General features: G+C 63.9%; 15 protein-coding genes and 1 tRNA gene. 10 read left to right on the top strand and 6 right to left on the bottom strand.

Translation table 11 applies throughout. The features are described 5' to 3' along the window. Positions 1–219 precede the first annotated feature (219 nt). The gene (locus R3F72_RS08375) at positions 220–915 is read right to left on the bottom strand and encodes a VIT1/CCC1 transporter family protein (RefSeq protein ID WP_087720284.1); all 696 of its coding nucleotides are present in this window, start codon (positions 913–915) and stop codon (positions 220–222) included. Between the two features lie 237 nt (positions 916–1,152). Between R3F72_RS08375 and R3F72_RS08370 the strand changes: the two genes are divergently transcribed. Together R3F72_RS08370 and R3F72_RS08365 are read left to right on the top strand one after the other, a co-directional pair. Beyond that, a complete protein-coding gene (locus R3F72_RS08370; RefSeq protein ID WP_179208945.1) occupies positions 1,153–1,746 on the top strand; it encodes a MalM family protein in 594 nt (197 codons plus the stop codon). Positions 1,747–1,938: 192 nt separating this feature from the next. Then, positions 1,939–2,478: a cytochrome b gene (locus tag R3F72_RS08365; RefSeq protein ID WP_087720286.1), complete on the top strand. Its 540-nt coding sequence runs from the start codon at positions 1,939–1,941 to the stop codon at positions 2,476–2,478. 63 nt (positions 2,479–2,541) lie between these two features. Here the strand turns inward: R3F72_RS08365 and R3F72_RS08360 are convergent, their stop codons facing one another. The 3 genes from R3F72_RS08360 to denD form a co-directional block, all read right to left on the bottom strand. Further along, the gene (locus R3F72_RS08360; protein ID WP_303855882.1) at positions 2,542–3,714 is read right to left on the bottom strand and encodes an L-rhamnonate dehydratase; all 1,173 of its coding nucleotides are present in this window, start codon (positions 3,712–3,714) and stop codon (positions 2,542–2,544) included. Positions 3,715–3,782: 68 nt separating this feature from the next. After that, on the bottom strand, positions 3,783–5,168 hold the full coding sequence (locus R3F72_RS08355; RefSeq protein WP_087720288.1) for a GntP family permease: 1,386 nt from the start codon (positions 5,166–5,168) through the stop codon (positions 3,783–3,785). Between the two features lie 110 nt (positions 5,169–5,278). Further along, on the bottom strand, positions 5,279–6,265 hold the full coding sequence (gene denD, locus R3F72_RS08350; RefSeq protein ID WP_332779413.1) for a D-erythronate dehydrogenase: 987 nt from the start codon (positions 6,263–6,265) through the stop codon (positions 5,279–5,281). Positions 6,266–6,532: 267 nt separating this feature from the next. Here denD and R3F72_RS08345 point away from each other — a divergent pair, with 267 nt between their 5' ends. From R3F72_RS08345 to otnI, 5 genes are read left to right on the top strand one after another with little or no spacing between them, the layout of a single operon-like run. Further along, on the top strand, positions 6,533–7,327 hold the full coding sequence (locus R3F72_RS08345; RefSeq protein WP_256961328.1) for a FadR/GntR family transcriptional regulator: 795 nt from the start codon (positions 6,533–6,535) through the stop codon (positions 7,325–7,327). Beyond that, positions 7,324–8,298, top strand: coding sequence for an L-threonate dehydrogenase (gene ltnD / locus R3F72_RS08340; RefSeq protein WP_332779412.1), 975 nt, complete (start codon positions 7,324–7,326; stop codon positions 8,296–8,298). The genes R3F72_RS08345 and ltnD overlap by 4 nt, the downstream gene beginning before the upstream one ends. Positions 8,299–8,301: 3 nt before the next feature. Next, complete coding sequence (gene otnK, locus R3F72_RS08335; protein WP_332779411.1) at positions 8,302–9,603, top strand: 3-oxo-tetronate kinase; 1,302 nt, start codon at positions 8,302–8,304, stop codon at positions 9,601–9,603. Continuing rightward, positions 9,600–10,265 carry a 3-oxo-tetronate 4-phosphate decarboxylase gene (otnC, locus tag R3F72_RS08330; RefSeq protein WP_087720293.1) on the top strand — a complete coding sequence of 222 codons (666 nt, stop codon included), beginning with the start codon at positions 9,600–9,602 and terminating at the stop codon, positions 10,263–10,265. Before otnK ends, otnC begins: the two co-directional genes overlap by 4 nt. Positions 10,266–10,317: 52 nt before the next feature. Continuing rightward, positions 10,318–11,130: a 2-oxo-tetronate isomerase gene (gene otnI / locus R3F72_RS08325; RefSeq protein WP_087720294.1), complete on the top strand. Its 813-nt coding sequence runs from the start codon at positions 10,318–10,320 to the stop codon at positions 11,128–11,130. A gap of 7 nt (positions 11,131–11,137) precedes the next feature. On the opposite strand, the gene R3F72_RS08320 is transcribed toward otnI, so the two are convergent. Then, positions 11,138–11,830, bottom strand: coding sequence for a CvfB family protein (locus R3F72_RS08320; protein ID WP_256961329.1), 693 nt, complete (start codon positions 11,828–11,830; stop codon positions 11,138–11,140). 309 nt (positions 11,831–12,139) lie between these two features. Here R3F72_RS08320 and R3F72_RS08315 point away from each other — a divergent pair, with 309 nt between their 5' ends. Next, the gene (locus R3F72_RS08315) at positions 12,140–12,511 is read left to right on the top strand and encodes a hypothetical protein (RefSeq protein ID WP_087720296.1); all 372 of its coding nucleotides are present in this window, start codon (positions 12,140–12,142) and stop codon (positions 12,509–12,511) included. Between the two features lie 247 nt (positions 12,512–12,758). Then, a complete protein-coding gene (locus tag R3F72_RS08310; protein WP_087720297.1) occupies positions 12,759–13,133 on the top strand; it encodes a hypothetical protein in 375 nt (124 codons plus the stop codon). 240 nt (positions 13,134–13,373) lie between these two features. Here the strand turns inward: R3F72_RS08310 and R3F72_RS08305 are convergent. Continuing rightward, positions 13,374–13,450, bottom strand: a tRNA-Arg gene (locus R3F72_RS08305). Positions 13,451–13,671: 221 nt separating this feature from the next. On the opposite strand from R3F72_RS08305, the gene R3F72_RS08300 reads away from it, so the two are divergent. Continuing rightward, the gene (locus R3F72_RS08300) at positions 13,672–13,977 is read left to right on the top strand and encodes a c-type cytochrome (RefSeq protein WP_332779410.1); all 306 of its coding nucleotides are present in this window, start codon (positions 13,672–13,674) and stop codon (positions 13,975–13,977) included. The last annotated feature ends 4 nt before the right edge of the window (positions 13,978–13,981 follow it).

Here is a 13,981-nt window from a genome sequence, read left to right as displayed (position 1 = left end):
TAGGCTTTGTCTGAAAACTGCCTGCGCTCGGCCATACGGCGTTAAAAATCGGCTCAAAGTACTCATTTACACCGCGTAAACTGGTACGCCAGCCCGGTCCGTTTTCACCGATTTTTGCCTTGTCTGACCTTCGCTCGACGACTTTTCAGACAAAACCTAGTCGAGCGCTGTTCTCTCGACAAGCCGAGCGCGATCGGAACGGGCCGAACGCGAAGCCGATCAGGTGCCGACAACACCGAACACCCAACCGACCCCGGCCGTGGCGGCCATGGCCAGCACACCCCACACGACCACTCGGACGACAGCGACCCGCACGCGTGAACCGCCCACTTTGGCAGACAGGATCCCCAGCAGGCCCAGTGCCAGTAGCGAACCGATGGCGACGACCAGCGCGATCCCCTGGCGAGGCGCCAGCAGCGAGGCGACGATCGGCAGCGCGGCACCGGCGAGAAAGGTCAGCGCCGAGGCCACCGCCGCTTGTAGAGGCCGCGCTTCGTTGACATGGCTGAAACCGAGTTCATCACGCGCATGGGCCGCCAGCGCGTCGTGGTGCATCAGCTTTTCTGCGACCTCCTGCGCAAGCGCAGAGGAGAGGCCCCGCGCTTCGTAGATATCCGCCAGTTCACGGGTTTCAAACTCATAGTTGGCAGCCAGCTCGCGACGTTCGCGCGCCAGGTCGGCGCGTTCGGTATCCTTCTGCGAGCTGACCGAGACGTACTCGCCCGCGGCCATCGACATCGCTCCGGCTACCGCCCCGGCCGCCCCGGCGGTCAGCACGCCAGCCAGCGTCGCGCCCGCCGTCGCCATGCCGATGACCAGGCTGGCGGTGGAAACGATGCCGTCGTTGGCGCCCAGCACCGCCGCTCGCAGCCAGCCCACACGATCCGAGTAGTGACGCTCCTTGGGTATGGACATCCCTGACCCCTGCCCCGGCTCCCATTTCATGACGCCTCCTACGCTTGCAGACCCAGTGCAGCCTGGTGCTTGTCGTCTTTCTCTCCTCTCATCCTAGGCTAACCCGATGGGGACCGGAGAGGTTGTCTCTGGCGATGATGTGTCTTTTTGCTGATGCGACATGCCGCAATACACTCTCTCGATGCATCGCCCCGATGTCGATATGTCTCGTCAAAGAACCGTTCAACGCCATACGGCATGAAACTTCTCACTCCGAACTGGCGCGATGCACTATGCCGCAACGTCACCTTTCGAAAATACGATTTCAACACTAGGAAGTTCCCTCCTATCACAGCCCGTCGTGGCTTTTCCACTGCCCGGCTCGACGGTCAGTTCAGCGTGACGCCCGGCCCGAACGCCCAATATCTTGTCATCTACTCGAGCGAAGCGGATCGTCAGGCTTCGACCACCTACGAGTCCGAAGAAAAAGCGTATGCCCGGGTAAGAGGGCTCTCCGAACCCGCCGGCCCCGATCCGCGCGCCGTGCATACCGCCACCGGCGAAGTGACGCTCGAAATCGTCTCGCTGACCGGTAGCACCGGCATGACCTCAATGATTGGCGATACGCCAGTCCCGATACCCGAGGCTGCCGGCCCTCGCCCGCAAGCCGCCACCCCGGCACCCGCTCCGGAGCCCACCACAGCGGACTTCGATTACCGCCGAATGATCGATGCCGCGCTCAAGGCCGGCGATGTCGAACTCGCGCTGGATCTTGCCGAACGCGCCGAACGCAGCGGGCACCCCGGTACCCGGGCCTGGCTGGCCGATCGGCTGCAAGCCAAGACGCCCTGAGTCATCCTGGGTTTCCGGACTCGCGACGCCCGGCGACGAGACAGCCTCTTTCTTACCATCGTGACCCTTGCCATTGCGACCCTTACCATCGTGACGCGGCCAACGCGTCACGATGGCGAGCCTGGCTTAAGTCAATCCTAAGCCGATGCTGCCTAGGATGGGGCTGACTCGTTCACTCAAGGATCACCCAACGTGAACCACTCGTTGCCCAACCGTTATTCGGCCAAGGCCCGCCACTTTCACTGGACCCTTGCCGCACTGATCGCCCTGGCTTACGCGCTCATCCTGTCGACGGATATCTTTCCGCGAAGCACCGGCATACCGGCCTTTCTGCTGCAGAGCCATTTCTGGACCGGTATCGTCGTGCTGCTGCTGGCGATTCCCCGCTTGATCGAACGCCTGCGACAGCCGCCACCCCCGGTGTCGCCGCCACTTCATCCCCGGCTCGAGCTGGCGTCACGCATTACCCACTGGGCGCTCTACGCGTTTCTGTTCGCGCAGCCGCTGCTGGGCATCATGACGGTCTGGCTGAGCAATGGCACGATTCCGGTTCCCGGTACGTCGCTGGCGGTGCCGTCGCCGTTCGGCGTGACGCCGCATCTCGGCCACTCGCTGGAGTCGATCCACAAGACGCTGGGAACGGCGTTCTACTACGTGATCGGGCTGCATATCGCCGCGGTGTTGTGGCACCAGTTCGTCCGCCGAGACGACCTGCTCAAGCGCATGTGGTGAAGCGATCCAAGCGGATAGGATGAAATTCAGGCGGCGCGAAGAGACTCGCGCCGCCGAAGGCGCTCACTCGACGATGTGGAATCCATCCAGGTGGCGCTCATTGAGCGAGAGTCCCAGCCCCGGCACGTCGTCGGCGAGATCGAGATGGCCGTCGATCGGTTCCGGGTCGCCTTCGAACAGGTAGTAGAAGAGTTCGTTGCCGATCTCGACGTCATGCACCGGGAAGAACTCCGACATCGGCGACGCCAGTGACGACATCGTTAGATGGTAGTTGTGCATCTGCCCCGCGTGCGGAATCACCGGCACCTCGAACGCTTCGGCCATGGCGTTGATCTTGCGCGCCACAGTGATGCCGCCGACGCGGTTGGTGTCGTACTGGATCACCGAGACCGCACGTTTCTCCAGCAACTGGCGAAAGCCGTGGACGGTGAACTCGTGCTCCCCACCGGAGATCGGCATCGGCGCGATGCGATTGAGCTCGGCGTAGCCGTCGATATCGTCGGCGATCACCGGCTCCTCCAGCCAGCGCAGCTCGAACGGCGCCAGCCTGGGCAGCATCCGGCGGGCGTAGTCGAGGTTCCAGCCCATGTAGCAGTCGGCCATCAGGTCGATGTCCTCGCCGATCACCTCGCGCACCGCGGCCACGCTCTTCACATTCTCGCGCATGCCTTTCGGCCCGTCCTTGGGTCCATAGCCGAAGCGCATCTTCATCGCCTGGAAACCCTGATCGAGATAGCGCTGTGCCTCCGCCTGCATAACGTCGAGATCGTCGTGATAGAGCTTGGAGGCGTAGCAGGGAATGCGTTCCTTGGTGCGCCCGCCGAGGAGCTTGAACACCGGCTTGCCAAGCGCCTTGCCCATCAGATCCCAGATCGCGATATCGACCCCGGAGATCGCCGCCATGCCGATGCCGCGCCGCCCCCAGGCCAGCGTGGCGCGATACATGCGCTGCCACAGGTACTCGTAGTCGAACGGATCCTGGCCCACGACCAGTGCCGCCAGGTGCTGGTCGACGATGGTCTTGGCGACCCTAGGTGCCAGCGCCACGTTGCCGAGACCGACGAGACCGCTGTCGGTCTCGATCTCGATCACCGTCCAGCCGTGGAAGCGGAAGCTCTGCATGGCATCGCCGCGATCCCACAGCGCATCCATGGCGTTGGTACAGAAATGCGCCTTGGGCGGCACCGTCTCGCCTTTCCACTCGAACACGCGGGCGCGGACTCGGGTGATTTTCATGTCTGGACTCCTTGTCGTTGGCGTTCTGATCTCGATTCGCCGTGTGACTCTCAATCTATCGTCGTCTCTCAACCCACGACCGCATTGGCGATCAGCAGCGCGACCAGGCCGGTGGCCCAGCCCAGCGTGGTCGGCACCGACAGCACCAGCAGCTGATGCTTGGCGGTCTTGACCCCCAGCAGCCGGTTGACCACCCAGAAGTAGCTGTCGTTGAAGTAGCTGAAGAAGAGCCCGCCGAGACACGCCGCCTGAGCCGCCAGCACCATGTTGACGTCCGGCATCGAGGCCAGGATCGGCGCTGAGATCGAGGCGCCGGTGATCATCGACACCGTGCCGCTGCCCTGCACGAAGCGCACCAGCGTGGCGATGAGGAACGGGATCAGCACCGCCGGCAGCGCCAGCCCGGCAATGCTTTCGCCGATGTAGTCGCCCGCACCGCTGGCCCTCAGCACGGCACCCAGCGCACCCCCGGCACCGGTGACCAGCAGAATGATACCGGCGCTTTCGACGCCTTTTTCCAGGTGCGCCAGCACCTGATCCTTCGGCATCTTCGGCACCAGGCCATAGACCGCCACCAGCACGCCGATGCCGACCGCAATCACCGGATGGCCGACGAACTGGACGATCTGCACGAAGAGCCCCGGCGAGTCGCTGTCGCCCACCACCGCGGTGACCAGCGTATTGAAGAAGATCAGCAAGATCGGCAAGGCGATCGGCATGACCGACATCCGCAGCGAGGGCAGTTCGCTCTCGGCCAACTGCTCGCGCATCGGGTCCTCGTCGTCGTCGCGCTTCAGCGATCCCGGCACGTCGCGTTCGATCATCGCCTCGATGCGCGGCCCCATGAAGCGGGCGTAGAGCACCATCACGATCAGCGCCGGCGCGGTGAAGACCAGGCCCCAGGCGATCATCAGGCCGATATCGACACCGAAGATCCCCGCTACGCCCAGCGGGCCCGGCGTCGGCGGCACCGCGCTGTGGGTGACCGCCAGCCCGGAGGCGAGCGCGATGCCCAGCGTCAGGATCGAGCGCCCGCTATTGCGTGCCAGCGCCCGCACCAGCGGATTGAGGATGACGTAGGCCGAATCGCAGAAGATCGGGATCGAGACGATATATCCGGTCAGCGCCATGGCCCAGTCCTCACGCTCCTTGCCCAGCAGCTTGAGGATCGAGTAGGCCATGCGCTGGCCGGCGCCGGAGACTTCCAGAATCCGCCCCATCATCACGCCGAAGCCGATGACCAGACCGATGGTGGAGAGCGTCGTGCCGAAACCGGTGGTAATGGCACCGATCACCGCATTGGGTGGCATGCCGCCGATCAGGCCGGCGATCGACGCGGCAATGACCAGGGCAAGCAGCGCGTGAACGCGGGTTTTCAGCACCAGCGCGATCATCACGAAGATAGCGATACCCAGGCCGATGATGACCTGAGGTCCAGCGACAGATTCTGTCATGGCGTGAACTCCTTGCGGGCTTTGTGAATGTTGTTGCCTGTCGTTGTTCAAGGATCGGACCGTCCGGCGCGTTTCCCGCGCCTTTCGGGTCGTAAAAGCAGTGGTAGACGTCAGCTCGTGAGTTCATCCTCCCGGTAGGCGTGAATGATGGCGTCGAAATCGGCATCGGCCTGGAATCCCAACGCCAGCGGCCGCGCGGCATCCAGCCCGCCCGGCCAGCTGGCGACGATGGCATCGATGGCGGCATCGGGTTCGAATCGCACCAGTTGGCGGGCCGACGGGCCGGCCACACGCTCCAGCGCATCGAGCATCTCGTTCACCGTGACCGTGATGCCGGGCAGATTGAGCGTGCGCCAGTCCCCCAGCGGCTCGCCGGACAGCGCCAGCGCATGAACCAGGTTGGCGACGACCGCCCGTGGCGAGGAGAGCCACAGCGGCAGCTCCCCCGCCACCGGGCAGACCGCCTCGATGCCGGAGATCGGCTCGCGAATGATCGAGCTGGCGAACGACGAGGCCGCCTGATTGGGTTTGCCCGGCCGCACCACGATGGTCGGCAGGCGACAGACACGGCCATCGACAAAGCCGCGCCGGCTGTAGTCGTTGACCAGTAGCTCCCCCATCGCCTTCTGTGCGCCGTAGGAAGAACGCGGCTGCGGCCCGATCGCCTCAGGCACCGGCTGCGATCGACTTTGAGAGAGCCCCGGCCCGAACACCGCCAGCGAGCTGGCGAACAGGAATCGCAGTCGCTTCGAATGTGCCCGGCACGCCTCCAGCAGCGTTCGCGTGGCATCCAGATTGACCCGCATGCCCAGATCGAAATCGGCCTCGGCCTGCGAGCTGACCACCGCCGCCAGATGGCAGACGGCACCGGTATCTTCGCCCAGCGCCTGCTGGATCAGCCCAGACTCTATGAAATCGGCATCAGCGATATCGCCAGTGAGCGATTCGACACGGTCGTCGACCACCGGACACGGTGCCAGATCGATCGACGTCACCCGCGTGACGGCCTGGCCTTCGATCACGGTTTCATCCGACAGCAACCGCTGGATCAGTCTCGCGCCGAGAAAACCGGCGCCTCCGGTCACGATCACATGCATGGCATTTCTCTCCTCTAACCTCGCCTTCGTCCATCGCATGGCACTGGATCGAACAGCACTGGTTCGAATGGCGCTGGATCGAACAGCGCTGGTTCGAATGGCACTGGATTGACGAAAGGCGAATTGCGCTGACGTTTGCGATTTAACATCTTGTCTGACAAATTCAGCCAACGAGCAATATCGCCATTGGTCGGAGAACGCCGTCACACGCCGTCATGGCAGCATCGACGACATCGCGACTACGACGAATGCATGAGGAATACCGCATTGAAAGAAGACACGAGGCAGCCGTCGCGCGGCCCGCAGCTTTCCGAACAGGTCGCCCAGCGCTTGAGCGACGCGATACAGGCCGGCGAATGGGGTCGCGGGGCGCGCCTGCCCACCGAGGCGGAGCTGGGCGAGCGCTTCGGCATCAGCCGCTCGGTGGTGCGCGAGGCGATCTCGATGCTGCGCAACGGCGGCCTGGTGACTTCGCGGCGGGGCAGCGGCAGTTTCGTCGCCGAAGCACCGACGGTATCGCTACGGCTGGCGATTCCCGATCCCGGCCTGCAGTCGGTGGTCGAGGTGCTGGAGCTGCGCCGGCCGCTGGAGGTGGAAGCGGCACGGCTCGCCGCCGAACGGCACACGCCGTCCCAGCTACGGCGGATTCGCAACGCCATGGTGGATATCGATGAAGCGGTCGAGGCGGGGCTGTCCGGCGTCGATCAGGATCTCGCCTTTCATCGCGCCATCGCCGAAGCGGCCAACAACACCCACTTCACCGCCGTGCTCGACTTCTACAACCGCTTTCTGCATCAGGCGATCCGCGTGACGCGGACCAACGAATCGCTGCGCGAGACCTTCATGCAGCAGGTGGTCGCGGAGCATCAGGCCATGCTCGATGCCATTGCCGCAGGCGATGCCGATGCCGCCGCCCGCGCCGCCGCCATTCATCTGGAACACGCCGAAATGCGCCTGCGTCAGGCACCCACCGATCTGCTCAAGAGCATGCTCGAACAGGAGGAAGCGCAGGCCGGATCGCCTTCGGCATCGACGGAACAGACAGGAGACGACTCACGATGAGTACGACACAACGACCCCGCGTCGGGGTCATCGGGCTGGGCTCGATGGGGATGGGCATGGCCACATCGCTGGTGCGCGCCGGCTTCGAGACCTGGGGCTGCGATCTGCGCGAGGAAGCACGAGCGAGCTTTGCCGGTGCCGGCGGCCATGCCGTGGCAACGGCGGCGGAGATGGCTGCCGAGGTCGAGATCGTGCTGACCGTGGTGGTCAACGCCGAACAGACCCGCGCGGTGCTGTTCGGCGATAACGGCCTGCTACCGGGACTGAAGCCGGGCAGCGTGGTGATCTCCTGTGCGACCTGCGCGCCGGATGCCGTGCAGGCGCTGGGGGCGGATCTTGCCGCCCACGACATTCATCTGCTCGATGCCCCGATCTCGGGCGGCTCCGTCAAGGCGGCCGCGGGCCAGCTGACGATCATGGCCTCCGGCCCGGCGGCGCTGTTCGAGCGCGCCGGCGACGTGCTCGCCGCCCTCGCCGCCAAGGTCTTTCGCCTGGGAGACGGGCTGGGGCAAGGTTCGCAGGTCAAGCTCGTCAACCAGCTGCTGGCAGGGGTGCATATCGCCGCCGCCGCCGAGGCGATGGCCTACGGCATTCGCGGCGGCTGCGATCCGCAGACCCTGTATGACGTGATCACCCAGAGCGCCGGCAACTCGTGGATGTTCGAGAACCGCGTGCCCCACATCCTGGCCGGTGACTACACCCCGCATTCGGCAGTGGACATCTTCGTCAAGGATCTCGGCATCGTCCACGACACCGCCCACCGCGACAAGTTTCCGCTACCGCTGACCGCGCAGGCGCTGAACCAGTTCACCCTGGCCTCCGCCCAGGGGCTGGGCCGCGAGGACGACTCGGCGGTGATCAAGGTCTACCCTGGACTCACGCTCCCCGGCACGGCCGCCAACGATGCCGGTTTCGGCAACGGCGCGGGTCCCGATCTCGACGGCGGCCCCAACGACCACGGAGGCGCTTGAGCAATGGCGAATTCCACTTCAGGACCGATCCTCGGCTGCATCGCCGACGACTTCACCGGTGCCACCGATCTCGCCAGCCAGCTGGTCAGCGCCGGCATGCGCACGCTGCAGACCATCGGGATCCCTGACGCACCGCTGGAAGCGGGCGTGGATGCCGTGGTGGTGGCGCTGAAATCGCGCACCATCCCCGCCAGCGAAGCCGCCAAACAGTCGATCCAGGCGCTCGACTGGCTGCGGGAACAGGGCTGCGAGCAGTTCTATTTCAAATATTGCTCCACCTTCGATTCGACACCGGCCGGCAATATCGGCCCGGTCACCGAGGCGTTGATGGACGCCCTGGGCACCGACTTCACCGTCGCCTGCCCGGCGCTGCCGGCCAACCGCCGCAGCGTGTTCAATGGCTACCTGTTCGCCAACGGCGTTCTGCTCAACGAGAGCGGCATGCAGGATCACCCACTGACACCGATGACCGATGCCAATCTGGTCCGCGTGCTCGGCGCGCAGACAACGCGGGAAATCGGGCTGATCGACTACGCCACGCTGCGCCAGGGCGACGCTGCCGTGACCGCGCGCATCGAGGCGTTGAAAGCCGACGGCATCGGTATCGCAATCTGCGACGCCATCGATAACGAGGACCTGTTCGTGCTGGCCTGCGCCTGCCGTGACCTGCCGCTGGTGACGGCGGGTTCCGGCCTGGCGCTGGGGTTGCCGGCCAATGTCGCCGATCGTCTCAATCACCGGCAGGACGCCGCCCGCCTCGAGCCGATCGCCGGTCGCGAGGCGGTATTGAGCGGCAGTTGCTCGCGGGCCACGCTGGCCCAGATCGACCATGCCAAGCAGCACATGCCGAGTTTTCACCTCGATGCCCAGGCGCTGCACGATGACTACGCAAGTGTCGTCGACGCGGCACTCGCCTGTGCCGAAGCCCATTTCCAGGCACACGCCGACGACGACGGCGGCCCGGTGCTGATCTATGCCAGCGCCGCGCCGGAGGAGGTGCGTCAGGCCCAACAGCGGCTCGGCGTGCAGGAAGCCGGCGAACTGGTCGAGCGGGCGCTGGCCGACATCGCCAGCGAGCTGGTCAGCCGCCTCGGCGTGCGCCGTCTGCTGGTCGCCGGTGGCGAGACGTCCGGCGCCGTGGTCAGCGCGCTCGGCGTTCAGGGGCTGCGGATCGGCGAAAGCATCGATCCCGGCGTGCCGTGGACGACCACCCTGGGGACCGAAGCACCGCTGGCGCTGGCGCTCAAGTCCGGCAACTTCGGCGCCACCGATTTCATGACCAAAGCCTGGAAACTGATGCCATGACCGCGATCCATACTTCGACCTCCTCGACCGAAAGCCGCCTGCGCGAAGAGATCGCCGAGATCGGCCGTTCCTTCCGCAATCTGGGCATGGCGCCGGGCACCTCCGGCAATATCAGCGCCAAGCTCGACGATGGCTGGCTGATGACGCCGACCAACGCCAGCCTCGGCGCCCTGGACCCGGCGGAAATTTCCAAGCTCGACTGGGACGGCAACCTGCTCGCCGGCAAGCCGCCGACCAAGGAGTCGTTCCTGCACCGGGCCTTCTATGAGCAGCGCCCGGATACCGGCGGCATTATCCATCTCCACGCGACGCACTCGGCGGCGGTGTCGTGTCTCAACGGGCTCGATGAACACTCCTGCCTGCCGCCGATCACGCCCTACTTCGTGATGCGGGTCGGCCGTCTACCGCTGGTGCCCTACTATCGGCCCGGCGATGCGGCGCTGGGCGAGGCGGTGCGCCACTACGCTGCCGACCATGCCGCCGTGCTGCTCGCCAATCACGGCCCGGTGGTAGCGGGCAAGACGCTGGAAGCCGCGCGCAACGCCATCGAAGAGCTGGAGGAGACCGCCAAGCTCTATCTGCTGCTGCGCCACCACGACGTGCGCACGCTGAACGAGAAGGAAATCGACGAGCTGCGCGACGCCTTCGGCGCCCAGTGGTAAGCGCGCATTCGTCTGTCCACACCCGTCAACCGGATCACCGAGGAATCAGGCCATGCCGCGTTTCGCCGCCAATATCAGCATGATGTTCAACGAAGTCCCGTTCATGGAGCGCTTTGCCAGAGCCGCCGCGAATGGCTTCACCGGGGTCGAGTTCCTGTTCCCGTATGACTTCGAACCCGAAGCGATCGCCGCCGAACTGAAGCGCCACGGGCTCGAACAGGTGCTGTTCAACCTGCCACCCGGCGACTGGGCTGCCGGCGAGCGCGGCCTGGCCGCCCTCCCCGGCCGTGAAGCGGAGTTCCGGGACAGCGTCGATACCGCCATTCGCTACGCCAAGGCGTTGAACTGCCCGCGTCTGCACGTCATGGCCGGGCTGGTAGAAGAGTCGACATCCGGGACTGCTCCGGACAATGTTTCCCGTGAAACATTGTCCAGTAACTACCAGATTTATCTGGAGAATCTGCGCTTCGCCGCGCGAAAGCTCGCCGAGCACGATCTGACGCTGCTGATCGAACCGATCAATACTCGCGACATGCCGGGCTACTTTCTCAATCATCAGGCCGAAGGACATGCGATCCTCGCCGAGCTGAATGAGCCCAACGTCAAGGTGCAGATGGACTTCTACCATACCCAGATCATGGATGGAGATATCTGGAAGACCTACGAGCGCTACCGCGATGGCGTGGGCCACATCCAGATCGCTGGCGTGCCCGAACGGCACGAACCGGATGCCGGCGAGGTCAATTATCCGTGGCTATTCGCCCAGCTCGACCAGGCCGGCTACGACGGCTGGCTGGGCTGCGAATACAAGCCCCGCGGCGAAACGGAAGCCGGGCTCGGCTGGTATCGCGCCTATCGGATGTGACCGCCGATCATTCTTCGATCAGCCGGATGCCATCTTCTTCGATGACGATCCGGCGCTGCTTGTAGAGGCGGCCGATGGCCTGCTTGAAGGCATTCTTGCTGACGCCCAGCCGCGCCTTGATGGCGTCGGCCGGGCTCTTGTCGCCGAGCGCCAGGAACCCGCCGTTGTCGGCCAGCGCCGCCAGCACCTTGTCGCCGACCACATCCAGACGCGCCTGCCCCGGCGGCAATAGCGAGAGATCCAGGCGGGCGTCGTCGCGCACGCGACGGACATAACCCTCCACACGATCGCCGCGACGCAACGGGCGCGACATGTCGTCGTGATACAGCAACCCCCAGAAGCGGCTGTTGACCACCGCCTTGGCGCCGAGATCGGTCAGATCGGCGATCACCAGCGATACCCGGTCGCCCGCCTTCAACCCTTCCGACTCGTCCCGCAGGAAGCGATCGAGCTTCATGCTGGCCACCGGGCGCATGCGATCGTCGACGTAGATCATCACCAGCACGCGCTTGCCCTCGTCCGGGCGGAAACGCTGCTCGCCGAACGGCAGCAACAGATCCTTGGGGCGGCCCCAGTTCAGGAAGGCGCCAATATCGTTGACCTTCGTCACCCGTAGATAAGCGACATCGCCCACGTTGACCTGTGGCTCGGCAGCGCGTGACGATTCGGCGGGAGCATTATCCCGAGGCGTGCGGGTCATAAGGGGTTCTCTGCTGGCAAGCGATGGATGAGATGCTGCCATTATGGCGGGCGCGCCGGTATCGAGCAAAACCGTTCGAAAGCCCTGGCAGGAATGGGGAACTCGGCAGCCGGTTTGGCTGAATTCACACAACCGAAGGGAAAAGGTTTACACTCCAGAGCCAACCCATGGATTCGACCTTAGTATTAATCCTGTCGATAGTCGAATTCACTACGCGTGATTAGCAGACTAAAGAGTTGGCTCCCATAATGTCGCCACAGGTTGAGGCCGAGAGGTCATCAAGCAAAAAGACATTTTGGAGGTAACGCCATGAAAACTCGCATTCTCGCAGCCATCGCAATCGCCATCGCTCTGCCCGCTGTCGCCCAGGCCAACAGCGCCGTTGCCGAGCGTCATTTCGATCAGCAGAGCGAAGCGCTCAGCATCGAGCAGACCGCGCAGTACCACGCACTGCCGACTCGCTACAGCGCCGATACCGTCGATGGCGGCCACAGCACCGCTGCCGACCAGGCTCTGAAGAACGTGGCCGAATCCACTCAGCTGAGCACCGACGTCCAGCCGTCCCACAACAGCCTGATCGGTGAAGGTCAGAGCGCCGCTGCCGGCCAGGCACTGCAGAACGCTACCCAGACCGTCAGCAATGACAAGGGCAACGTCGAAGTGAACTTCGCCAGCCTGTAAGTCTTCGCCTTCGGGCACTGCGGCAGCGCTAGTCATCAGTGCTAGTCATCAAAGGGGCCTTCGGGCCCCTTTCTAGTTTCTTACCCTGCTTTCTATTTCATATTCAGGTTTATTCTCCAAGATCATTTCCATCGATAGCCTATTTCGCTGCATTTAATTAGCCATCTAACGGAAATCACCCGATAATGACATCACAGGTTGAGGCCAAGGGCCCAAGCCACAACAGATGATCATTGGAGGCAACACCATGAAAACCCGCATTCTCGCAGCCATCGCAATCGCCATTGCTCTGCCCACCGTCGCCCAGGCCAACAGCCTCGTGACCGAGCGTCATTTCGATCAGCAGAGCGAAGCGCTCAATATCGAACAGACCGCGCAGTACCACGCCCTGCCGACTCGCTACAGCGTCGATACCGTCACTGGCGGGCATAGCGCCGCAGCGGACCAGGCACTGCAGAACGTCGCCGACGCCACGCAACTCGCCACCAACATCTCGGCCAGCCATAACCCGCTAGTTGGTGAAGGCCAGAGCGACGCCGCCGCCCAAGCGCTGCAGCACGCTACCCAGAATGGCAACAACGATAGCGGCAACGTGGAAATGAGCTTCGCCACCAACAGCTAAGTGGCTGAGCAAGGAGTAAAAACGGGCCTTCGGGCCCTTTTTTGGTGGGCGATTATCTGCCTAGGGCAGGGACGAAAGCGGCTGGTTAGGACTCAACGGGATTCGAGCCCGCCCCCTGCATCCGAACGCACTGATCAAGGCTGTGAATAACCCCGTGCCTGCACGAAATAGTCACGTGCCAAATTGGCAGCAAAAGAGGGGGTTTCAGAGGAAGGAAGCGTCAGGATTCATTGACTGGAATGGCGCGCCCAGCAGGATTCGAACCTGCGACCCCTGCCTTCGGAGGGCAGTACTCTATCCAGCTGAGCTATGGGCGCGCAATGACGTGGCGGTGCGGCGATGACCTGGGTGACCAAGGATAGCCCCAGGAGAGCCAGAGCCGCTTGCCAACAGCGCGCCATCCTAACCGCTCGGCCATTGGCTGTCCAGCCAGGGCGTCATCGCGGTCGCGACGGCTTTCGCGTCTGCAGGGCATGATTATACTGAAGACCCGACAACACGATAAACGGATGTCTCGACCGATGACGATGAGGCCAACATGAACTTGAAACTCCCCCTGGCGTTAACGGCTGCCCTGCTGACCTCGATGCTGGCAGTCCAGGCTCAGGCCGCCGACGGTGAAGCCATCTTCGAGGACAACTGTGCCGGTTGTCATGACGGCGGTGGCGCGCCGCAGATCGGCGACAACGACGCCTGGCAGTCACGGATCGACGAAGGCATGGATGAGCTGTATGCCAATGCGATCAACGGCGTCGGCGGTATGCCGGCCAAGGGTGGCAACGCGGATCTCACTAATGGCGAGGTCAAGGCAGCCGTCGACTACATCGTCGATGAAAGCGAGTGACGGC

This window comes from Salinicola sp. 4072 (assembly GCF_036663415.1).
GTDB lineage: Bacteria > Pseudomonadota > Gammaproteobacteria > Pseudomonadales > Halomonadaceae > Salinicola > Salinicola salarius_A.
The sequence above is the reverse complement of the archived record's forward strand: the minus strand, read 5'-3'. Positions and strand labels throughout refer to the sequence as shown.